We start from the raw sequence: 23,892 nt of genomic DNA on the forward strand, positions 1-23,892 counted from the left end.
ATGCTATTACCATTAAAAGTAATAGCATTAAAATTTTAAATTGCTTTTGTATATTAGTTACTAGCTAAAATATATAATAAAAATACAGCTGGCATAAAGTAAATAACTATGGTTTTAGCACCTTCATAATCTTTGGCAACACGTTGGCCAAACAATAAAAACAATAGTGTTATACATGATAAAATTGTACCGTAAATAGCCATAGTACTTTCACCATCTAAAATAAATTGTATAACACCAACACCGCAAAGTGCTCCCGCCAATACTTCAATAACTAAAATGATGCCTAATAGCAACGGAACTACATTTTTTAAAGGTGTTTCACTAAAATGACCCGTTAGCCATGATAAATTTCCTTTCCAGTCGGCAACCTTGTCAAAACCACTTTGTAAAAAAGTAATAATTAGAAAGATTAATAATAAAATTTCAGTGATATTTTCGTGTACGTTAGTCATTTTTAGCTTGCTTTTTTGTGTAAAAATCTAGTTAGTTTTATTGATAAATCGGTTAAAATTAATTTGGCATTACCATTACGTTCTATATGGTACATTGCTTGCTCTAGCTCTGTAATAATATCTACAATATTGTTTTCATGAATAAAAGGAGCAAATTTTTCTAGTTTAAATCCTTCTACATGCATTTCCATAAAAGCGAGCTCATTGGTATTGTAATTAACCAACATAGCTTGGCGCATTATAGCCATACAGTACGTTAAAAATTTCTTTTGTGTTTCTCTGCCTGTTTTGGCAATTTCATTACTCCACAAAATTAAATCTTGTATTGCAGCTTTGTTTCCTTTTGCTCTAAAAGCAGTACGCACCCATTGTACAAACCATTTTTCAAACACCAAATCTTCAGAGTCGTTATTCATTAGATCTAGCGCTTTGTTAAAATTTCCGTTTGCTTCGTGTGCAATTTTAAAAGCGGTTTGCTGGTCTAATCCTTTTTTTATTAGTGCTTCAGTTATTGCATTTTCTGCTAGGGGCGGAAAGTGCAAAATTTGACACCTAGAACGTATGGTTTGTATAATTTGCTCTTCGTCTTCTGCAATTAAAATAAATATGGTTTTTTCAGGTGGCTCTTCAATAAGTTTTAGCAGTTTATTGGCAGCGGCTATGTTCATTTTATCAGCCATCCACATAATCATTACTTTGTAACCACCTTCATAAGATTTTAAAGTAAGTTTTTTAACAATATCCTGTGCTTCATCTACACCAATTTGGCCTTGTTTTTTTTCAATACCAATAAGTCTATACCAATCAAACAAATTACCATATGGCTGTTCGTTTACAAATTGTCTCCAATCTTGCATATAATGGTTACTAACAGCGTGACTTTTTACTTTGTCTGAATTTGTTACCGGAAAAGCAAAATGCAAATCGGGATGAGATAAGTTAGCACACTTTAAATTACAAGCCTCAATGCCACCAGAGTTTTCTCCGTTTATATTTTTACACAACAAATACTGTGCATACGCAATAGCCATTGGCAATGTACCGCAACCCTCATTACCTACAAAAAGTTGTGCGTGTGGTATACGGCCAGCATCTGCACTTAAACATAAGTGTTTTTTTATGTGAGAAAGTCCTAAAATATCTTGAAACTGCATACCGTCAAAGATATGCAAATGAAGCAAATTAAAAATAATGCTAATGCTTAAAAATATTAGCAAATAACTTTGCTTATTTTTTACTTTTTAAAATAGCATTGAAAATAAATGTAAAATACATAAAAATATATACCAAAATTAGTTTTTATGATAATGATATAGTCTTTACACTGGGCAAAGCTAAAAATACTGTTAATGGTTTTATAGGCTATACTTAAATCTTTACATTTGGAGTTTGTAAGTCTAACTAAGCTAAATTTAACAAGCACACATTATGAAAACAATAAACGATTTTAATTTTGAAAATAAGAGAGCATTAATACGTGTAGATTTTAATGTTCCTATGGATGAAAATTTTAATGTAACAGATACCAACCGTATTGAAGCTGCTAAGCCAACAATTATAAAAGTGCTAGAAGATGGTGGTAGTGTTGTTTTAATGAGTCACTTAGGAAGACCAAAAGGGCAAGTTGTACCAGATTTATCTTTGGAGCACATTTGCAGTACTGTTTCTGATGTGTTAGGTGTACAAGTAAATTTTGTATCTACTTCTGTTGGTGAAGAAGCAGAAAAAGCTGCTGCTAATTTAGAAAACGGACAAGTGTTATTAATAGAGAATTTACGTTTTAACGCAGAAGAAGAAAAAGGAGGAGATGACTTTGCAGAGCAGTTATCTAAATTGGGAGATGTTTATATTAATGACGCTTTTGGTACTGCCCACAGAGCACACGCATCTACAACTGTAGTTGCTAAGTTTTTTCCAGAGAACAGGTGTTTTGGCGCTTTATTAGCTAAAGAAATTGAAGCTATAGACAAGGTAATGCAAACAGGGGAAAAACCTGTTACAGCAATTTTAGGTGGAGCAAAAGTATCTTCTAAAATTACAATTATTGAAAACATTTTAGATAAAGTAGACCACTTAATTATTGGTGGAGGTATGACGTATACTTTTATTAAAGCAAAAGGCGGACAAGTAGGAGATTCTATCTGCGAAGATGATAAAATGGAACTTGCTCTAGATATTTTAAAACAAGCAAAAGAAAAAGGAGTTGAGGTACACATTCCTATAGATGTTATTGCTGCAGATGAGTTTAGCAATACAGCAAACACAAAAATTACAGATGTAGATAAAATTGAAGAAGGATGGCAAGGTTTAGATGCAGGGCCAAAAACTTTAGAGATTTTTAAAGATGTAATTTTAAAATCTAAAACTATTTTATGGAACGGCCCTATTGGTGTTTTTGAAATGGAAAGTTATGCCAAAGGAACTATAGAAATAGGAAATTATATAGCAGAAGCTACCCAAAAAGGAGCTTTTTCATTAGTAGGAGGAGGAGACTCTGTTGCTGCAGTTAAGCAATTTGGTTTTCAAGACAAAGTAAGCTATGTATCTACTGGTGGTGGTGCTATGTTAGAGAGCTTAGAGGGTAAATCTTTACCAGGTATTGCTGCAATTACCGCATAATATAAGGTTAGGCACAATTGTTGATTGCTTTAAAAAGCGTTAAAAATTTTATTTTTAAATAAAAAAACACGACTTTACCAAGCAATCAACTAAACTAACCAAAAGAGAATTTTAAATGAAACGTATTTTTTTAGGAGTACTACTGTTTTCTGGTACCGCTATTTTTGCACAAGAAAAAGATAGCATTGTTACCACATCTGTAAGTACAGAAATTTTAAGTGTTGTAAAGAATGACACTATAGATACCATTGTAAAAAAGCAAGCAGATGCACCACAAAAAGTGCAACCTATTATTGCGCTTACTTCTGAAGATTCTTCAGCAACTAAGTATCAATTATCAGACTATAAAAATGCGGCTAATTATGATAAAGCTTGGCTAAAACAAATAAAAGAAAGTGCTTCTTTATTTGATACTATTTACAATAAAATTGCTACTGAACGTATAGAAAATATACCAGTCAGTTTTATTGATTTGCCAACAGATACGTTAAAAGCTAGGCTAGCTCGCTTAAATGCTAAAACACCTTTTAATGTAGAGTATAATGAGTCTTTAGAACGCGTTATAAAATCGTACCTATCTCGTAACAGAGGCTTAATGGAACGTATGCTAACTATTAGTCAGTTTTACTTTCCTATGTTTGAGCAGGAGCTAGATAATTTTAATATGCCGTTAGAGATGAAATATTTAGCTATTGTAGAGTCTGCCTTAAACCCTAGAGCAAAATCTAGAGTAGGAGCTACAGGCTTGTGGCAATTTATGTACGGTACAGGTAAGGAGCAAAACCTAGAGGTTAATAGCTATGTAGATGAACGTAGTGATCCAATAAAATCTACCAAAGCAGCTTGTGAATATTTAACACGCTTATATAGTATTTATAACGATTGGGACTTGGCACTTGCTGCCTACAACTCTGGTCCTGGTAATGTAAATAAAGCTATTAGACGTTCTGGCGGATATACGAATTACTGGAATATTAGAAATCATTTACCAAGAGAAACAGCAGGTTATGTACCAGCGTTTTTGGCTACAATGTATATTTTTGAATATGCAAAAGAGCACGGCATATATGGTGAAGTTGTAGACAGACCTTATTTTGAAACGGATACAGTTCATGTAAAAAGTATGCTAACTTTTGATCAAATTTCGAGATTTACAAGTGTAAGTGTTGAAGAGTTAGAAATTTTAAACCCATCATACAAACTAAATATAATTCCTTTTCAAGAAGATAGAAACCACGCTCTACGTTTGCCAACTAGTGTTATGGGTAAATTTGTGTCTAATGAAGATGATATTTATGTTTTAGCAGAAGAAGAATTAAAAAAGGTAGAAAAGCCATTACCAAAGTTGGTTAAGGCAGAATCACAATCTAGATACAGAGTTAGAAGCGGTGATTATTTAGGTAAAATTGCAGAAAAATTTGGAGTTAGAGTTAGTGAAATTAAAAGATGGAATGGTTTGCGAAGCAATAATTTAAGAGTAGGGCAGCGTTTAACTATTTTTTCTAGAAATTCTAAAGCCATTGCAGCAGCAAAACCAGAACCAAAACAAAAGCCTATTCCGCCTGGTGCAAAAACGCATACAGTACAATCTGGAGACTCACTTTGGACCATTGCACAAAAATATTCTGGAATTTCTGTTCAAAATTTAAAAGATTGGAACGGTATTAGTGGTAAAAACTTAAAGCTGGGCACAAAAATTATGTTGTGCGATTGCTCTACCAAGAAAATATAACCGTTAAACCAATTTTTTAATCAGATGAGAAAAATTTTAATCTTAGTTTTTGTTACTTGCTTGGCAGTAACTTCATGTAAAGATGGTGCTAGTACCAAACAAGATTTTACACCAGCATCAATAGGACAAGTAAACTCGCTTACAGTAGTAATGAGTAATGAACTATGGGAAGGCAAGGTAGGAGATAATGTTAGAGATCAATTTGCCAAATCTGTAGTAGGAATTGCTTGGAATGAACCAATTTTTACCTTGCGTCATTTACCAGAAACTGTATTTACTGGAGCTGTACGTAAATCTAGGTCTATTTTAGTGGTACAAAAAAAGGATACAACAAGCTCATCATACATTAATAAAAACACCTATTCTAGACCTCAGAACGTAGCAGTTATTGTTGCTCCTACAGAAAATGAGCTTATAGAAACTATCAATAAAAACGCAGATCATATTATATCAGAATTTAATAAAACAGATTTGCAAATAACACAGGGTAACTTTAAACGCTCATTGTTACAAGATACTAGTATAGAAGATATGTTTGGTGTAACAATGGATATACCATCTGTATATTCTATTGGTAAAGTAGAGGATAATTTTATATGGTTAGATAGGGATATTAAAAACGGTACAATGAACTTAATTGTGTATGCTTTACCGTGGGATTCTTTTAGTAATAATGCTACTTTTATTAGTGAAATTGTTAGTAAAAGAGACTCTATAGGTAAAAAGTATATTCCAGGACCTAACGAGGGTACGTATATGGACACAGAAAAGGCATTTGCACCATCTGTTTTTCCTGCAGAAATAGGCGGTAAAAAAGCGGCTGAAATTAGAGGGCGTTGGGAGATTTATAATTATTCTATGGCTGGCCCATATGTGTCATATATTATAAATGATAAAGAAAACAACCGCAAGTTAGTTGTAGAAGGCTTTACGTTTGCCCCTGCAGCTGTTAAAAGAGACTTTATGTTTGAGCTGGAAGCTATTATTAAAACTTTAAAGTTTTTGCCTAAGAAGGCTTCTAATTAAGTATTAGCTATACATTATAAAACTAAAAAGGCTCCAATAAAATTGGAGCCTTTAATTTTCACATAGTATTGCACTATTAAATGCAATTGGTTAGTTTTTTAATTTGTGTCTTTTTGTTTAAACCTTTTTGCCTATTTAAACAAAAGCGAACCCGGTTAGCACTCTATACATTAAAGCATAAGCTGCAATAACGATTAATGTAAAACAAAACCAAGAAAACATCTTGAAATAGTTTTTTAAAATAAAGTGCCCAAGGTTTTTAAATCCATTTAAATAGATTTCTTTACAAAGTAAAATTCCTTTCATGAGCGTGCATTTAATTAATTAAGTTGTAAATATCGTATTAGGGCTCGGTATAAAGCAACAATTTTAGTTAAACCGTTATGTAAAAAGGTTCTATTCCAACAATTAAAATATTTATCCGATGAACTACATTATCAGATAGTTAGCTTGTATTTTTTTTGTAAGTAAAGTCTTTATGATAGTCTAAGACTTGTAACATATGTAAACAAAAAAAGCTTCTAGTTTTACCTAGAAGCTTTTTAAATATGTATATTTTCTGTTTTTACATTTCTACTATTATAAATTCTGATCGTCTGTTTTCTTGGTGTTTTTCTCTAGAACAATTTACACCATCTTCACAACCGTTAATTAACTGTTCTTCTCCATAACCAATAGCACTAATTATTCTGTTTTCGTCTATACCTTTAGATATAATGTATTTTCTTGTAGACTTAGCTCTCTTGTCTGATAGGTATTTGTTATACGCATTATTACCTCTTACATCTGTATGGGATTCAATTTTAATTTTCATATTAGGATATTCTGTCATAACATCAACAAGTTTGTCTAATTCTACACTTGCATCTTGTCTTATGTACGACTTATCAAAATCAAAGAATATTTTTTCTGTTTTAAGCTTTTTAATTCCGTTTTCAATAGCAATCATATCATGCAACTTTCTCATTGCAATATCTACATTTACTACTTGGTTTTCTTTAGTTGCAGTGTTTAGCTCTTCATCGAAAAAAGTTTCTTTATTAGCCTGTAATTTGTATTTAGTGTTACTGTCTAAATCTTCAAAAACAAAGCTGCCATCTTCTTCGGTAACTATTTCTTTTAGTTTTATGTTGTTTTCATCTAATAAAGTAACAAGCGCATTTGGCATTAGATCTCCAGTTACAATTTCTGTGACTACACCAGCAATTGCATTTTCATTTACTTCTTCTACTATTAAGTTTTTAAATGAATAAATATCATCATCACCTTTACCACCTTTTCTATTAGATGCAAAGTATCCTTTTTGTGTTTCCTCATTAATTATATACGAGAAATCGTCCTTATTACTGTTAATTGGTTGTCCAACATTAACAACATCTTTAAAACCTTCTTCATCATAGGCAACTTCATATACATCTAAACCACCTAAACCTATATGTCCGTTAGATGAAAAGTATAGTTTTTTGTTGTTTAAAAAAGGAAACATTTCCTTTTGTTCTGTATTAATTTCTGGACCTAGGTTTTTGGGAGTAGAAAATAAGCCATCTTCTAATACATCTACTACAAAAATGTCTGTTTCACCAATACTACCTGGCATATCAGACACAAAATATAGCTGTTTGCCGTCTGGGCTTAAAGCAGGGTGACCAGTTGAGTATTCATCACTATTAAAAGGTAGTTCTACAGCCTCTGACCATTCTCCATTTATTTTTTTAGACATGTATAACTTTAAGTTGTTAATGCCGTTTTTATCTCTTTTTAATTTTTTGCCATAGTTATTTCTGGTAAAATACATTGTTTTGTTATCTGGAGAAAAAGTAACAGATGCCTCATGATACTTGGTATTTACTTTTTTAGAGAATTTTATAGCGTCTTTTAAATCGTCTGATTGCTGATTTATTTTAGCAACATATAAATCTAAATACGGTTGGTTATTCCATTTATATCTTCTGGTATTAAAAAAAGAAGAATCTTTTGCAGAAGCAAAAACTATTTTATCATTACTATAAAACATTGGAGAGAAATCTGAATTCTCTGTATTTACAGCTAAGTTTTTAACTTCATAATTAGGTTTTTTATTTAGAATTTGATCTAAAACTTGCTCATTACGGGCATTATCTTCGGTATTTAATTCAACCCCTGTTGGCTCATCTTTTTTCATACGATTGTACATACGCATAAAACGTTTTGCTTTCCCGTATTTTCCATTTCCTTTAAGAGCGTGGGAATATTTAAAAATTTGATCTGGAGTTAAATCATCCTTGTATGTATCATATAATATTTGGTACCAATGATAAGCTCTCTCCATATTTGTATTATAATAATGAGAGTCTCCAGCCTTTTGCAATATATCTTTTGTGTAGTTTTCTTTATTTTCTTCTAAAGCCTGCTCAAATAATTTTGCTGCTTCAGCATACCAAAGCATATCAAAATACTCATAAGCCTTTTTTATTAGCTTACTTTCCTTAACTGTAACTTTATTTTTACTAGTATTTGAGTTGTTGTTTGTTGTTTCATCACTAAAATAAGAGTTGCTATTTGCAGGCTTTAAATTTGCTATAGTATATCCTTTTTTAGTCTGAGGATTGTTAATAGTGGTCTTTTCTTGTTCTTTTTGAGAAAAGACACTTAAAGAGAGCAAGAATAAACAAGTAGGTATTAGTTTTTTCATTACAAGTTGTTAAAAAAATCTAGGGTTTAGTTTAAGTTTTTGAGAAACAGTTGAGCTTTAAAAGTATTTTTTTTAAAGTTGTCTCAGTTTATAACTAACGACTTTATTTAAAGTTTCGTGTATAAGTGTGTTAATAATTAATAGCACTTAAGGTTAAAAGGGATTGTTTTTTGAAATTATTAAAGCTGTACAAAGCAACTTTTAATTAAAAACAAAGATAGCGTTACTTTGTATTTTTTTAACTTTAATTGTTGTAAATGAGGTATATATGTATTTAAAAATGCTAAAGAATGTGGTAAGAGAATTTTATTTTTTGGTAAAATCTATATTTTAAAAACAAAAAACCCCGCACTTTCGTGCAGGGTTTGTAAAATAAGATATATTGTAATTTACTTTTTCTCTTCTAGCTTGTCATTAGAGTCATCGTCTTTAGAGGCATCTTTAAACTCTTTAATACCGCTTCCTAAACCACGCATTAATTCAGGTATTTTTTTACCTCCAAAAAGTAATAAAACTGCAACAACTATAAGTGCTATAGATGCACCACCTGGTATGGCTAACATAATATTTGATGAAATCATAATAATTAATTTTGAAAAACAAAGATAATAAAAAGTAACTACAACAATGTTAATATTAGAAATAGAATTACTTTTTGTACTTGTAGTGAATGTTTTATACCTATTTAACTTAATTTTGGTACTTTGAACCCCATTTTTGTTAGTGTAATAAAATTCTAAAGTTTATATTTGTTTGTTATGGCAAAAGACAGGAAAAAAAGAAAGGAGATTAAACGCAAGCTTTTAAATAAGTATCGTTTGGTTATTCTTAATGAAGATACTTTTGAAGAAAAAATTTCCTTTAAGCTTAGTAGACTTAATGTTTTTGTTTTGGGGTGGATTTCTACTTTTGTGTTAATTGCTCTAACCACGGTTTTAATTGCATTTACGCCTTTAAGAGAATACATACCTGGATACTCTTCTACCAAATTAAAAAAACAGGCTACAGAATTAACATATAAGACAGACTCTTTAGTAAATGTTTTAAATTATACCAATAAGTATTTATCTAATATACGTATGGTTTTAAGCGGAGACGTTGCCAACAATAAAATGAATAGGGATTCGCTTTTTGAACAGGTTAAAATAGATCCTAATACTGTAGATCTTAGTCCAATTAAGGAAGATCTAAATTTAAGAGCTCAAGTTGCATTAGAAGACAAATACAATTTATTTGGAAACACAAAAACAGAATCTTCTTTAGTTTTGTTTTCTCCTGTTAGTGGTACAATTTCACAGGACTATGATAAAGATAAAAAACACTTTGCAGTAGATGTTGTTGCTCCAAAAGACAGTCCTATAAAATCTGTTGCGCAGGGCACCGTAATATTTGCAGATTGGACCACAGAAACAGGATACGTAATAATTGTAGAGCATAAAGACAATCTTTTGTCTGTTTACAAACACAATAGCGCTTTACATAAAGCACAAGGAGAAATTGTAAAAGCAGGTGAGGTTATTGCAACTATTGGTAATACAGGAGAAATAACAACAGGTCCACATTTGCATTTTGAGCTGTGGAGTAACGGTACCTCTGTAAACCCTACAAATTATATAGATTTTAAATAAGTAAATTATGTCTTTAAAATCTTTTGCAGCAAAAATTTTTGCTAAAAATATAGCGGCTAAAAATGCCAAATGGATCTCTAAACCCATAGAGACTCAAGAAAAAGTATTTAAACAATTAATACAAAAAGCAGCTAATACTAAGTTTGGTAAAGACCATAGTTTTAATGCTATAAAAACACATAGTGACTTTGTTAAAAATGTACCTGTAAGAGATTATGAGGCATTAAAAAATTATGTAGATGAGGTTGTAGAAGGTAAATCTAATGTACTTTGGCCAGGCAAACCAGCTTATTTTGCAAAAACATCTGGTACTACATCAGGAGCAAAATATATACCCATAACCAAAGAGTCTATTAAATACCAAATTCAAGCTTCTAGAGATGCCATTTTAAATTATATTAATGAAACTGGCGAAGCAGATTTTGTAACTGGTAGAATGATATTTTTACAGGGAAGTCCTATTTTGCAAGAGAAGAATGGCGTAAAACTTGGTCGTTTATCAGGTATTTCTGCGCACTATGTGCCAAAGTATTTACAGCGTAACAGATTGCCTAGCTGGGAGACCAATTGTATAGAAGATTGGGAAACTAAGGTAAATAAGATTGTTGAAGAGACTAAAGATGAAAATATGAGCGTAATTGCTGGTATACCATCTTGGGTGCAAATGTATTTTGAAAAACTGCAAACAACCACAGGAAAGAAAGTTGGAGATTTATTTAATAACTTTCAATTGTTTATTTATGGTGGCGTAAATTATGAACCCTACCGTGCAAAATTTGAAAATTTAATTGGTCGTAAGGTAGATAGTATAGAACTTTTTCCGGCTAGTGAAGGCTTTTTTGCATATCAGAATTCTCAACAAGAAAACGGAATGCTATTGCTTTTAAATTCGGGTATATTTTATGAATTTATAAATGCTGATAATTTTTATGAAGATGATGCAGAACGCATCACTCTAAAAGATATAGAAATAGGAGTAAATTATGTAATGATAATTTCTACAAACGCTGGTTTATGGGGTTATAATTTAGGAGATACCATTCAGTTTATTTCTAAAAATCCTTATAAGGTAATTGTTTCAGGAAGAATAAAACATTTTATATCAGCTTTTGGAGAGCACGTTATTGCTAAAGAAGTAGAAGAGGCAATGCAAATGGCTATTAAAGCAACCGATGCTAGAATAAATGAGTTTACTGTAGCGCCACAAACGGTAACAAATAATGAGTTGCCTTATCACGAGTGGTTTATAGAGTTTGAAAATGAGCCAAAGGATATGGAATTGTTTGTTAAAACAATAGATGAGTCTTTACAAAAACAAAATAGTTATTACTTTGATTTAATTGATGGTAAAGTACTCCAAACTTTAAAAGTTACTAAAGTTGAAAAAAACGGTTTTAAAAATTATATGGTAAATATTGGCAAATTTGGAGGTCAAAATAAAGTACAACGTTTGTCTAATGATAGAAAACTGGCTGAAGGATTGAAAGAATTTACTGTAAACTAACGTGTCTACCTTAACAATATAGTGTTAATTTATGTAGATTTGCAACGAAGAAGAAATATGAATAAGATAATAAATACAACCAGAGCACAGGAGTCTACAAATGCCATAGAGCGTTTGTATATAACTATGAGGCACCTGTTTAATAGAGGTTTTTACAAGCCAATGGGTGTTTCGGGAGAAACACTACGCAATGCATTGTTGCAATTAAGGCCAGAAATTTACGGGTCGGTAGGAGAAGAAAAATCAGAATTAAACGGTTTAACATACGTTCTAGAGCGTCTTCCAGAGGGAATTGAACAATGTAGATACATTAACTTAACTTCAGATGAAGGTTATGGAGAATCTCACTTTAAAGCCATAATACCTGCAAAAAGAAGAAGAGATTGTTACCGTATAGATGAAGACCAAATGAATATTGTAATTACCAGAGGTAGATCTGATATTTACGATATTCTTACACACTTAACTTTTTTGTTTATTGAGTCTGAAAAAATATGCAAACGTGTATTAATTGAAGATACAAAAAAAACAATAAGAGATTGGACTAAGTTAGAAACTGCGTTAGAGTCTGATGAGTTATCACAGGCAGAATTAGAGGTTGCGCTAAGTTACACTGCTAATATTTTGGGTAGATCTTTTGTAGAGGTTAAAGCAATGCACCAGGTATTTGCAACCAAAGAAAACCCAGAAAAGTTTTTACGTACCATTTACTGGATGGGAAAACTTGCTATAGAAGAAGAAACATTAGGCGATAAAAGGATAATTACATTTAGTCCTGTTTTACGTGAGCGTTTAGGTCACCATATTCACGGAGATCTTTGGGCGTTAACCATAAAAGAGACTTTAGAACAAAACGGTATACTGCATAGACCAATACACATAATTAGTGCAAATATGCATAGTGTAATGAACTCTTTGTTTGCTAAAAAAGCATTGGCTAAAGAGTATCCAAACTCAAAAGATAGCTTAGAAATTTACGAGGATTTAAGTAAGTCTAAAAATGATAAACTAAGGGCAAAAGTAACAGCCTATGCCAAGAAAAACGGAATGATTTCTCTGAATGATACCTCTGGAACAAATATTGATGTTCAGATTTTTGATTCGGCTAAGTTTGGAGATAAAGCGTGTTGTTTTGATCTTCCAGAAGGATTAAAAGACGATGAAAAACCTGTTATTTTCGTAATGGATTATGCCTTTGGAGAGCAAGCTTATGAAACTATAGATGAGCTTTTAAAACCGTATCAAAAAGGAACTACAAAAGAGTTTTTAAACATTGAATCTGTTTCTATTATGGGTAAAGCCGGAATATTAGAAGGTGGTAAAGGTGATATTATGATTGCTACCGCTCATATTTTTGAAGGAACAGCAGATAACTATCCTTTTAAAAACGAACTTTCTGCAGCCGATTTTGAAGGTCACGGTCTTAAGGTTTTAGAAGGGACAATGGTAACCGTATTGGGAACGTCTTTACAGAATAAAAATATTCTGCAGTTTTTTAAAGATTCTACTTGGGGAGTTATAGGTTTAGAAATGGAAGGAGTTCATTACCAAAAAGCAATTCAGGCTGCATCTAAAATACGAAAAAGTATTAAAGAGGATGTTAAAGTAAGATATGCGTATTATGCTTCAGACAATCCTTTAGAAACAGGAAGTACATTGGCATCTGGTGGTTTAGGAACAACAGGTGTAAAACCAACATACTTAATAACCAACAAAATTTTAGAACAATTATTTAATTTGTAAAAATGAGTAACAACCAACAGCCACAACAATCTTCAGAGGAAATAGATTTAGGTCAGTTATTTCAGTTAATAGGAAATGCTTTTAAAAAACTAGTTGCTTTTATAGCAAGCATATTTAAAGGTGTTTTCCACGTTATAATGATGTTTTTATTATTTATTCAAAAGCACTTTATAAAGTTTGTAATAGCAGGAGTAGTTGGTATAGGTGTAGGTATATTTTTGGATATTAAAAACGATCAAAAATATATTTCAAGTATGGTAGTAGAGCCAAACTTTAATAGTGTACAACAGCTGTATAATAATGTTAGTTTTTACAATGAACTTGCTAAAGCACAAGATTCAATTTCACTTGCTAATGCGTTAAAAATTACGTCAAGTGAAGCGGCTAGCATTAAAAAGTTAGAGATAGAATCCTATTCAGATGAAAATCAAAAAGTTTTATTGTTTGATAAGTTTATAAGAGAATTAGATTCTACAACCGTTAAGAATTTGGATTTTGAAGCTTACCTAGAAAACTTTAATACATTTGATGCTCGTTTCCATAAAATAAACCTGATAAGTACAAACAGTACAGTTGCTAAAAAAGCACAACCTGCTATTGTAAAGTCTATTTCTAGCAATACGTACTTTAAAGAACAGAAGGCTACAAATGATAAGAACATCAATTTTCAAGAGGAAATATACAATCAGCAATTAAATGAAATTATTTCGCTTCAAGAACTGTATAAAGATGTAATGGTTAAAGAAGCCTCTAAAGAAGTAGGGGGTACTAATATTAGTTTGGCTGATAATGGCAATGGAACAAATAAAGAGATTGAGCTTTTAAAGGAGCGAGACGAATTGAAGCAAAAAATTGTAGCTTTAAATCTAGAAAAGGCCAATAAAGCAACTATTCTTAATGTAATTTCAGATTTCCCTACCAGAGGGGCAAAATTAGGAGGGATTACAAATCAGTATAAGTTTATGCTACCTATACTTTTAGTATCTGTATTGCTTGTATTATTATTATTGTTAGAGCTTAATAAAATATTAAAAGGTTACTCAAAAAAATAATGCATATACTAATTACAGGAGGGGCGGGTTTTATTGGATCTCATGTAGTTAGGAGGTTTGTTAAGTCATATCCAAAATATCATATTTATAACGTAGATGCCTTAACGTATGCTGGTAATTTAGAGAATTTATCAGATATAGAAGATTCTTCTAATTATACCTTTTTAAAGGGTGATATTACAGATGAGAATTTTATTCAAGATATATTCAAAAAATATAATTTTGATGGAGTTATTCATTTAGCAGCGGAATCACATGTAGACAGGTCTATTACCGATCCTATGGCTTTTGTGAAAACAAATGTGATTGGAACAGTAAATTTACTTAATGCAGCCAGTGATTTTTGGAAAAATGACTTGGAAAGTAAACGATTTTATCATATTAGTACTGATGAAGTGTACGGAGCTTTGGGAGAATCTGGTTTATTTACAGAAACTAGGGCGTACGATCCTAATTCGCCCTACTCAGCTTCTAAAGCAAGTTCAGACCATTTTGTAAGAGCATACGGAGAAACGTATAAGTTACCTTATGTAATTACCAATTGCTCTAACAATTATGGGCCAAATCATTTTCCTGAAAAGTTAATTCCGTTATTTATCAATAACATAATTCATAAAAAGGCATTACCTGTTTATGGAGATGGTAATTACACTAGAGATTGGCTATATGTAATAGATCATGCCAGAGCTATAGATTTGGTTTTTCATAAGGGTAAAAACGCAGAGACGTATAACATAGGCGGATTTAACGAGTGGAAAAATATAGATTTGGTAAAGTTGTTGTGTAGTTTAATGGATGCTAAACTAAACAGGCCTTTAGGTGATAGTGAAAAACTAATTACTTATGTTAAAGATAGACCTGGGCACGATTTACGGTATGCGATAGACGCGTCAAAAATTAATAAAGAATTAGGTTGGGAGCCATCTGTAACTTTTAAAGAGGGCTTAGAAAAAACAATTGATTGGTATTTGCAAAACGAAGAATGGCTAGAAAGTGTTACATCTGGTAACTATCAAGAGTATTATAAAAAACAATATAATTAAATAAAGAGTTATGAAGGGTATTATACTTGCTGGAGGCTCTGGATCAAGGCTGCATCCACTTACATTAAGTGTAAGCAAGCAGTTAATGCCTATTTATGATAAGCCAATGATTTATTATCCGCTTTCAACATTAATGTATGCGGGTATACAAGAGATTTTAATTATATCTACACCTAAAGATTTACCTTTATTTAAAGATTTGTTGGGTGATGGCGCTAAATATGGCTGCAGTTTTCAATATGCTGTTCAGGAAAATCCTAATGGATTAGCGGAGGCTTTTATTATTGGTGAAGAATTTATAGGTGATGATAAGGTAGCACTTGTTTTAGGTGATAATATTTTTTACGGATCTGGTTTAGCAAAATTATTACAATCTAATAATGATCCTGATGGCGGAATAATATATGCATACAGAGTATATGATCCAGAACGCTATGGAGTGGTTGAGTTTAATGAAGAGGGTAAGGCCATTAGTATAGAAGAAAAACCGTTGGAGCCTAAATCTAATTATGCGGTTCCTGGTATTTATTTTTATGACAATACTGTTGTGGAAATTGCTAAGAACATAAAGCCAAGTAAGCGTGGCGAGTTAGAAATTACAGACGTAAACAAAGCGTATTTAGAAAAAGGTAAATTAAGTGTAAGTATATTAGATCGTGGTACGGCTTGGTTAGATACAGGTACTTTTCAGTCCTTAATGCAGGCATCACAGTTTGTAGAGGTTTTAGAAGAGCGTCAAGGTTTAACCATTGGAGCTATTGAGGCAGCTGCGTATGAAATGAAATTCATTACTAAAGATCAATTTACAGCTTTGGCAGAACCATTAATGAAAAGTGGTTATGGAAAAAATCTTTTAGGAATATTGAATAGATGATGATGAAGGTTATAAAAACTAAGTTACAAGGCTGTTTGGTTTTAGAACCTACACTATTTAATGATGATAGAGGGTATTTTTTTGAAAGCTACAATACCAATCGGTTTAATGATATTGTTGATCAAGAAGTTAATTTTGTTCAAGATAATCAATCATTCTCTACAAGGGGGGTTATAAGAGCGTTACATTATCAAAAAGGAAATAATGCACAGGCAAAGTTAATACGTGTTTTAAATGGCGTTATTTTAGATGTGGCGGTAGATTTAAGACCTCATTCTAAAACTTACGGAGAATATTTTTCAGTTGAATTGTCTTCAGAAAATAAAAAACAATTATTTGTGCCAAGAGGTTTTGCTCATGGGTTTTCTGTTCTTAGTGATACTGCTGAAGTTCTATATAAGTGTGATAACTATTATAATAAAGAATCTGAAGGTGGTATAATATACAACGATGTAACTTTAAATATTGATTGGAAAGTTAGTCCCGAGGAAATTAAGGTTTCAGAAAAAGACTTGATTTTACCAACATTGAAAGAGATTTTGGTATGATTAAAATTTTAGTAACTGGAGCAAATGGTCAATTAGGTCAGTGTATACAAGTGTTAAAGAATGCTTATTCTAATTTGGAATTTACATTTTGTAATTCAGATGAGTTAGACATAACTAATGAAGAAAGGTTAAGGTTTTTTTTTCAGGAATATAAATTTGACTATTGTATTAACTGTGCGGCATATACAAATGTAGAGCTGGCAGAAAAAACTCCCAATAAAGCTTATTTGGTCAATGGTCAGGGAGTAAAAAACATAGCAGAAGAATGTAGAAAACATAGTGTAACTCTAGTGCATATATCTACTGATTATGTTTTTGACGGAGAAAAAGGCTCCCCTTATACAATATCAGATAGTACAAACCCTATTAATGAGTACGGAAAATCTAAACTAATGGGGGAAAAGTATATTAAAGAAATACTAGAAGAATATTTTATTATAAGAACGTCCTGGTTGTATTCAGAATTTGGGCATAATTTTTATAAAACTATTTTAAACAAGGCTATAAAGGGAGAAAATCTGTCCGTAATAGATACAGAAATTGGTTGCCCAACAGATGCAAACAACTTAGCTAAGTATATTATAGATATAATTATTTCTGATAATAAGGATTTTGGAATTAAACACTTTACAGACGGAATACCTATGACGTGGTTTGATTTTACTAAAGAAATATTAAAAAAAAATGAGCTAGATAAGACTACAAAGCTTGTAAGGGCTAATAATTATCGTAGTTTTGCTAAAAGGCCTAAGAATAGTACACTTTTGTGTGATTAATTTTGATTGATACAATAAAATATATAAAGTGATAAAGAAAATTTGTTGCATTGGGGCAGGATACGTTGGTGGACCAACAATGTCTATTATAGCTCAAAAATGTCCTGAAATAGAAATTACGGTTGTCGATTTAAATCAGAAACGAATAGATCAATGGAATGATGCTGATGTGTCTAATATTCCTATTTATGAGCCTGGTTTGTCCAATGTAGTCGCTGAGGCTAGAGGAAGAAATTTATTTTTTGACACAGACATTGATAAAGCTATTGATGAGGCAGATATGATTTTCATTTCTGTAAACACGCCAACAAAAACCTATGGTAAGGGCAAAGGCATGGCTGCAGACTTAAAATATATTGAGCTCTGTGCAAGGCAAATAGCACGCGTAGCTACGTCCGATAAAATTGTGGTTGAAAAGTCGACTTTACCTGTTAGAACGGCACAAGCAATTAAAAATATATTAGACCATACGGGTAACGACGTTAATTTTGAAATACTATCTAATCCGGAGTTTTTAGCAGAAGGTACGGCTGTTTCAGATTTAACCAATCCAGATAGAGTGTTAATAGGCGGACAGCAAGAAACTGAAAAGGGAAAACAAGCAGTACAGGCTTTGGTAGATGTTTATGCTCACTGGGTGCCTAAAGATAAAATTTTAACAACCAACTTATGGTCTTCAGAATTATCTAAACTAACAGCAAACGCCTTTTTAGCGCAAAGAGTGTCTTCTATAAATGCAATGAGTGAGCTATGTGAAATTACAGGAGCAGATGTAGATGAAGTCGCAAAGGCAATAGGAATGGATAGTCGTATTGGTCCAAAATTTTTAAAGTCGTCAGTTGGTTTTGGTGGCTCATGTTTTCAAAAAGATATATTAAACTTAGTTTATATAGCCAAATCCTATGGTTTAAATGAAGTAGCGGATTATTGGGAGCAGGTAATTATTCTTAATGATCACCAGAAAAGAAGATTTGCACATAATATTGTTAAAACACTATATAATACAGTTTCAGACAAAAAAATTGCATTTTTGGGTTGGGCATTTAAAAAAGATACAAACGACACTAGAGAGTCTCCTGCCATATATGTAGCAGAAGAATTACTGTCAGAACAGGCAAAGATATCTGTTTGGGACCCTAAAGTAAAAGAATCTCAAATTTATACAGATATTAATGCATTAGGTTCTATTGAAACCGATGAGGTGAATAATAGGTTAAAAGTTAGTAGTAATGCATATGAGGCTTGTAAAGACTCGCATGCTATTGCTATTTTAACAGAATGGGAGGAGTTTAATGGGTATGATTGGCAACGTATTTATGATAATATGCACAAACCAGCCTTTGTTTTTGACGGTAGAGGGGTGTTAAATAAAAATAAACTTCAAGAAATAGGTTTTGTGTATTACAGAATTGGTGAGGGAGGTGTTTAGTTAAATTCTTACTAGAATACCTAAAAAGAATAAATAAAAAATAAATGAAAAGAAATCTAATCATATTTGGAACTAGACCAGAAGCTATTAAAATGGCTCCATTGGTAAAAGAATTTTTGAAACATTCTGATACTTTTGAAACCAAAGTTTGTATAACGGCACAACATAGGGAGATGTTAGACCAGGTTTTATCCTTTTTTGAGATTACTCCGGATTATGATCTAGACTTAATGAAGCCTAATCAGAATTTATACTCTTTAACGGCAGATATTATTACTGGTTTAAAGCCTATTTTAGAGGAGTTTCAGCCGGATTTTGTATATGTACACGGTGATACTACTACTACAATGGCTTCGAGCATAGCTGGTTTCTATTCAGGTGCAAAAGTTTGCCACGTAGAAGCAGGTTTAAGAACATTTAATAAAAGGTCTCCATTTCCTGAAGAAGTAAATAGGAGTATCGCTGGTTCAGTTGCTGATTATCATTTTTCTCCAACAACAACTTCTCAACAAAATTTATTGAATGAAAATGTAAAGCAAGAGAATATATTAGTAACAGGGAATACCGTCATAGATGCCCTTCAGTTTAGCTCTAATAAAGTCACTTCAGATACGTATTCAGATGAAGAAATAGAGCAATTGAAAACAATTGTAGATACCTCTAAAAAATTAGTTTTAGTTACAGGACATAGAAGAGAAAATCACGGACAAGGTTTTATTAACATTTGTAGTGCTTTAAAGGAAATTGCTTTAGAAAACCAAGATGTACAAATTATTTACCCAGTACATTTAAACCCTAATGTACAGAAGCCTGTTTATGATCTTTTAGATAATGTAAATAATATAAAATTAATAGCACCCTCATCTTATCCTGCTTTTGTATGGTTAATGAGTCAATCTTATTTAATTATAACTGATAGTGGAGGTGTACAAGAAGAAGCTCCAAGTTTAGGGAAGCCAGTTCTTGTTATGAGAGATACTACAGAAAGACCTGAAGCTGTAGAGGCAGGGACTGTTTTTTTAGTAGGAACTGATAAAGACAAAATAGTTACAGAAGCGAATAAACTGCTTCATGACAAAGAAGCATATTCTGTGATGAGTAAATTGCATAATCCATATGGAGATGGAACTTCTTGTCAAAAAATAATCGAATTTATTTCAAAGTTATAATTATGAGTAAAAGTCCAAGTGTTGTAATGATTGGTTTAGGTTATATAGGCTTGCCAACAGCAGCTTTAATAGCACAAAATAAAACTTACGTTCACGGAGTAGATATTAATCCAGATGTAGTAGAAACTATCAATCAAGGGAAAATACATATTGTAGAACCAGAATTAGATATAGCAGTTGCTAATGCCGTAAAAGAAGGCTATTTAAAAGCTGCGACAACACCTGTAGAAGCTAATACCTATTTAATAGTTGTTCCTACCCCATTTAAAGCTAAAAATGAGCCAGACATTTCTTTCGTTGAGTCTGCAACAAGAGCCATACTGTCGTTGCTAAAAGAAGATGATTTATACATTATAGAATCTACTTCTCCTATTGGTACTACAGAGAAGATGATGAAAATCATTTATACTGAAAGACCAGAATTAAAAGGAAAGTTGAATATAGCTTATTGTCCAGAGCGTGTACTACCAGGAAACGTAATGTACGAACTGGTACATAATGATCGTGTTATTGGGGGTGTTGATGAAAAATCAACAGAAAAAGCTATTGCGTTTTACAAGCAATTTATAAAAGGTGACTTGCATAAAACCAATGCACGTACAGCTGAAATGTGTAAACTAGTAGAAAACTCTTCTAGGGACGTACAAATAGCATTTGCTAATGAGTTATCACTTATATGCGACAAAGCAGATATTAATGTTTGGGAACTTATAGAACTTGCCAACAAACACCCTAGAGTTAATATATTACAACCTGGTTGTGGGGTTGGAGGTCACTGTATAGCTGTGGACCCTTATTTTATTGTTTCAGATTATCCAATGGAATCTAAAATAATAGGTACAGCTAGAGAAATAAATAATTATAAATCGTTTTGGTGTGCAGAAAAAGTACAAACAGCCAAATTAGAATTTCAAATAAAGCACGGCCGTAAGCCAAGTATTGCTTTAATGGGATTGGCATTTAAGCCTAATATTGATGATTTAAGAGAGTCACCAGCTAAATACATTGCACAAAAGGTGCTACAAGGTGCTAACGATGAGGAATATTATATTGTAGAGCCTAATATTACAGAACACAAAATTTTTAAACTAACAGATTACAATGAAGCTGTAAACAAAGCAGATATTATTGCATTTTTAGTAGCACACGATGAGTTTAAAACATTGAAAATATCTTCAGATAAAATTGTATTAGATTTTTGCAATATAGGGTAATATGGTTTTTTTAAATGATAAAGTTGAGCTCTAACTCTTATAATTAAACCAATTATGTTACTAAAAAATTTTTTATTCAATAACCTCTCTCAAGGATTACAATTTGGTACTAGATGGTTTCTTAGTTTGACGTTAATTGTTGTTCTTGGCGTGGACGATTTTGCTACATTCTCTTTTGTTTATTCCGCATCTAATATTATGTTAGCAGTCTTTCCTTTTGGAAGTTCTGTTTTTTTAATTTCAGATACTAACAATGAATCAAAAAAAATAGAAATATTATTAGATAGTCTATTTGTTGTTGTTTTAATCTTTATTACATTTTTAATTTTTTACATTTTAACTTTTTCTTTTGTAGAAGATGTAAAAGGGTGGAATTATATTGGGTTTAGTTTGTTTTTAAGTCTTTTTTTAGCCATCAATTTTTTATTATTTTCCTATTTTAAAAGTTTAGGAGATTTTAAAAAGGAGCTTACTGCTTATCTTGTTTTTGCAGGCTTATTATTACTATTTATTGCTTATTTAATTTTTTTTCCGAGAGGAGAACAAATGATAAGCCTAATACTAAGTTTGTTGATAGGTATAAATATGATAGTTACAATTATTGGATTTACCTATCTAGCAAAGAGTAATTCTTATACTTTTGAAGGAGTTAGGGCTCCATCTTTGAAAAAAATAATAATAATATTTAATGAGAGGAGATATTTTGGCTTGCAAGAAATAGTTACAGCCATATATACCCAATCTGGAATGCTGATATTGTTTTATTTACTTGATGACATTGTTTATGGTTATTATAGAGCTTTGTATGTTATTGTAGCTCCAGCTTTTATGATTACAGTTGCATTATCTCAAGTGGTATTGAGTCAGTTTAAAATCTATAAAGGGCTTATTTTGATATCCAATTTCAGAAAAACCCAAAAATATACTATCGTTTTTGGGTTTTTATTAACTGCATTTTTTTATTTATTTAAACCCTTTATATTTAATTTTTTGAATTTAGATTCAAATTCTAGTTTTAATATTGCCTATTTGTTTATTCTTGCTATTATTTTAATAAGGTTTTTTTTTGTGAATTATGAAATGTTTTTAGTCGTTGTTAATAAACAGAAACAAAGATTTTTAGTGATGTTGGTTTCTGCATTATTTAGCATACTATTAATGTTTTTACTTTTGCCTAAATATGGCCTTATTGGAGCTTTAGTTATTAATACAATATCATATGCAATTGTATTAATTGGCACATCGTTTATTGCAGAAAAAAAGATAAAATTAATTTTAAAAAAATGACGGTAACCTATATTTCCTCTAGATACCCAAGTAAAAATAACCCCTACAACCATATGTTTGTGCATATGCGCTGTTTAGAAATGTTAAAACAAGGAGTAGAAATAGTTGTATATGTACCATCAACTATAGCTCATACATATGTTTATGAAGGTATAACAGTTAATTGTCTACCTTCTAAGGATATTATCAAGCACCTTACTAATAAAGATAAATTATATTTGCATTTACTAAATATATATCCTTTTTCTAAAAAAAATGGGTGGATTATTTATAAGCATATTTTAGATAAACATATACCTGCTGTTTTTTATGTGCACGGTAGTGAGGTGCAAAAATATGGTTCTAGAATTTTTGAGTTTAGATACAGAATTAAGGATTTCTTAATTTGGTTAAAAAAAGATTTTTTAGTTATACCTAAAATGAAGGTTTTTGTCAAAACTGCTTTGAAAAGAGAAAATATAAAATTTATTTACCCTTCTATTTGGATGAAGGAAGATATGGAAGTTAATTTAGGAGTTGCTATTCCTTATTTTAAGATTATCCCTAATGGAATAGATGTTGACTTGTTTTCATATCAAGAAACATATGAAAATAGGTATAAGATGCTTACTTTGAGGCCGCTATCTAGTAAGAAATATGCAGTGGATATTGCTATAAAAATAATGAGTTTCCTTCCAAATAACTATACTTTAGATATCTATGGAAAAGGATTTTATAAGAAACAATATTTGGAGCAAATAAAAGCTCTTAAATTAGAAGACAGGATTAAGATAAATAGTAGCTTTATTGATAGAAATGACTTAAATTCTTTTTTTTCTAAATATGGTGTTTTTCTTTGTCCAACCCGTATGGATGCTCAAGGTGTTACAATGTGTGAAGCTATGGCAACTGGTTTACTTACAGTTAGTAGTTTAAATACGGCTATTCCAGAATTTATTACGCATTTGGATAATGGCATTATTGGTAACAATTTGGAGGCTATCGCTAAAAACATAATAGATAATACTGAAAGTATGGAGAAGTATAAAAATATTACTATTAGAGCCAGAAAATCTATGGAGAATATAGCAATTCATAAAACAGTCGCAAGGGAAATAGAGGTGTTTTGCAAACTTTAAGTAG

21 protein-coding genes are annotated in these 23,892 nt (G+C 31.5%); 16 read left to right on the plus strand and 5 right to left on the minus strand.

Annotated features, from left to right (window positions below; all coding sequences use genetic code 11):
- Nucleotides 1-53: 53 nt before the first annotated feature.
- On the minus strand, nt 54-455 hold the full coding sequence (locus tag CELLY_RS06735; protein WP_013620911.1) for a hypothetical protein: 402 nt from the start codon (nt 453-455) through the stop codon (nt 54-56).
- A 2-nt stretch (nt 456-457) separates the two neighbouring features.
- Nucleotides 458-1,609, minus strand: coding sequence for a DNA polymerase III subunit (locus tag CELLY_RS06740; RefSeq protein ID WP_013620912.1), 1,152 nt, complete (start codon nt 1,607-1,609; stop codon nt 458-460).
- Between the two features lie 274 nt (nt 1,610-1,883).
- Here CELLY_RS06740 and CELLY_RS06745 point away from each other — a divergent pair, with 274 nt between their 5' ends.
- The 3 genes from CELLY_RS06745 (at nt 1,884) to CELLY_RS06755 (ending at nt 5,832) form a co-directional block, all read left to right on the plus strand.
- Entirely contained in the window at nt 1,884-3,074 is a 1,191-nt protein-coding gene (locus CELLY_RS06745; RefSeq protein WP_013620913.1) for a phosphoglycerate kinase, read from the plus strand.
- Nucleotides 3,075-3,189: 115 nt separating this feature from the next.
- Nucleotides 3,190-4,806 (plus strand): lytic transglycosylase domain-containing protein, encoded by a 1,617-nt coding sequence (locus CELLY_RS06750; RefSeq protein WP_013620914.1) that lies wholly within the window; start codon nt 3,190-3,192, stop codon nt 4,804-4,806.
- Nucleotides 4,807-4,830: 24 nt separating this feature from the next.
- Entirely contained in the window at nt 4,831-5,832 is a 1,002-nt protein-coding gene (locus CELLY_RS06755) for a DUF4837 family protein (protein ID WP_013620915.1), read from the plus strand.
- Between the two features lie 135 nt (nt 5,833-5,967).
- On the opposite strand, the gene CELLY_RS17320 is transcribed toward CELLY_RS06755, so the two are convergent.
- The 3 genes from CELLY_RS17320 to CELLY_RS06765 form a co-directional block, all read right to left on the minus strand.
- Nucleotides 5,968-6,138: a DUF6747 family protein gene (locus tag CELLY_RS17320; protein ID WP_013620916.1), complete on the minus strand. Its 171-nt coding sequence runs from the start codon at nt 6,136-6,138 to the stop codon at nt 5,968-5,970.
- Between the two features lie 259 nt (nt 6,139-6,397).
- Nucleotides 6,398-8,503: an OmpA family protein gene (locus tag CELLY_RS06760; RefSeq protein ID WP_013620917.1), complete on the minus strand. Its 2,106-nt coding sequence runs from the start codon at nt 8,501-8,503 to the stop codon at nt 6,398-6,400.
- Between the two features lie 389 nt (nt 8,504-8,892).
- Nucleotides 8,893-9,084, minus strand: a complete 192-nt coding sequence (locus CELLY_RS06765) for a twin-arginine translocase TatA/TatE family subunit (RefSeq protein ID WP_013620918.1) — start codon at nt 9,082-9,084, stop codon at nt 8,893-8,895.
- A gap of 177 nt (nt 9,085-9,261) precedes the next feature.
- On the opposite strand from CELLY_RS06765, the gene CELLY_RS06770 reads away from it, so the two are divergent.
- The 13 genes from CELLY_RS06770 (at nt 9,262) to CELLY_RS06830 (ending at nt 23,888) form a co-directional block, all read left to right on the plus strand.
- Nucleotides 9,262-10,131 (plus strand): M23 family metallopeptidase, encoded by an 870-nt coding sequence (locus tag CELLY_RS06770; RefSeq protein ID WP_013620919.1) that lies wholly within the window; start codon nt 9,262-9,264, stop codon nt 10,129-10,131.
- 7 nt (nt 10,132-10,138) lie between these two features.
- Nucleotides 10,139-11,635 (plus strand): GH3 family acyl-acid amido synthetase, encoded by a 1,497-nt coding sequence (locus CELLY_RS06775; RefSeq protein WP_013620920.1) that lies wholly within the window; start codon nt 10,139-10,141, stop codon nt 11,633-11,635.
- Between the two features lie 57 nt (nt 11,636-11,692).
- A complete protein-coding gene (locus CELLY_RS06780; RefSeq protein WP_013620921.1) occupies nt 11,693-13,378 on the plus strand; it encodes a DUF6909 family protein in 1,686 nt (561 codons plus the stop codon).
- A gap of 2 nt (nt 13,379-13,380) precedes the next feature.
- Complete coding sequence (locus CELLY_RS06785) at nt 13,381-14,430, plus strand: hypothetical protein (protein WP_013620922.1); 1,050 nt, start codon at nt 13,381-13,383, stop codon at nt 14,428-14,430.
- Complete coding sequence (gene rfbB, locus CELLY_RS06790) at nt 14,430-15,473, plus strand: dTDP-glucose 4,6-dehydratase (protein ID WP_013620923.1); 1,044 nt, start codon at nt 14,430-14,432, stop codon at nt 15,471-15,473. Before CELLY_RS06785 ends, rfbB begins: the two co-directional genes overlap by 1 nt.
- 10 nt (nt 15,474-15,483) lie before the next feature.
- Complete coding sequence (gene rfbA / locus CELLY_RS06795; protein ID WP_013620924.1) at nt 15,484-16,347, plus strand: glucose-1-phosphate thymidylyltransferase RfbA; 864 nt, start codon at nt 15,484-15,486, stop codon at nt 16,345-16,347.
- Nucleotides 16,348-16,349: 2 nt separating this feature from the next.
- The gene (gene rfbC, locus CELLY_RS06800) at nt 16,350-16,895 is read left to right on the plus strand and encodes a dTDP-4-dehydrorhamnose 3,5-epimerase (RefSeq protein ID WP_042256752.1); all 546 of its coding nucleotides are present in this window, start codon (nt 16,350-16,352) and stop codon (nt 16,893-16,895) included.
- Nucleotides 16,892-17,671, plus strand: a complete 780-nt coding sequence (gene rfbD / locus CELLY_RS06805) for a dTDP-4-dehydrorhamnose reductase (RefSeq protein WP_013620926.1) — start codon at nt 16,892-16,894, stop codon at nt 17,669-17,671. Before rfbC ends, rfbD begins: the two co-directional genes overlap by 4 nt.
- A 79-nt stretch (nt 17,672-17,750) precedes the next feature.
- Nucleotides 17,751-19,100: a nucleotide sugar dehydrogenase gene (locus CELLY_RS06810; RefSeq protein WP_042256755.1), complete on the plus strand. Its 1,350-nt coding sequence runs from the start codon at nt 17,751-17,753 to the stop codon at nt 19,098-19,100.
- Nucleotides 19,101-19,144: 44 nt separating this feature from the next.
- Complete coding sequence (gene wecB / locus CELLY_RS06815; RefSeq protein ID WP_013620928.1) at nt 19,145-20,269, plus strand: non-hydrolyzing UDP-N-acetylglucosamine 2-epimerase; 1,125 nt, start codon at nt 19,145-19,147, stop codon at nt 20,267-20,269.
- Between the two features lie 2 nt (nt 20,270-20,271).
- Nucleotides 20,272-21,483 (plus strand): UDP-N-acetyl-D-mannosamine dehydrogenase, encoded by a 1,212-nt coding sequence (gene wecC, locus CELLY_RS06820; protein ID WP_013620929.1) that lies wholly within the window; start codon nt 20,272-20,274, stop codon nt 21,481-21,483.
- Nucleotides 21,484-21,537: 54 nt separating this feature from the next.
- Nucleotides 21,538-22,770: an MATE family efflux transporter gene (locus CELLY_RS06825; RefSeq protein WP_013620930.1), complete on the plus strand. Its 1,233-nt coding sequence runs from the start codon at nt 21,538-21,540 to the stop codon at nt 22,768-22,770.
- A 65-nt stretch (nt 22,771-22,835) separates the two neighbouring features.
- A complete protein-coding gene (locus CELLY_RS06830) occupies nt 22,836-23,888 on the plus strand; it encodes a glycosyltransferase family 4 protein (protein WP_169309920.1) in 1,053 nt (350 codons plus the stop codon).
- The last annotated feature ends 4 nt before the right edge of the window (nt 23,889-23,892 follow it).

This window comes from Cellulophaga lytica DSM 7489, from assembly GCF_000190595.1.
GTDB lineage: Bacteria > Bacteroidota > Bacteroidia > Flavobacteriales > Flavobacteriaceae > Cellulophaga > Cellulophaga lytica.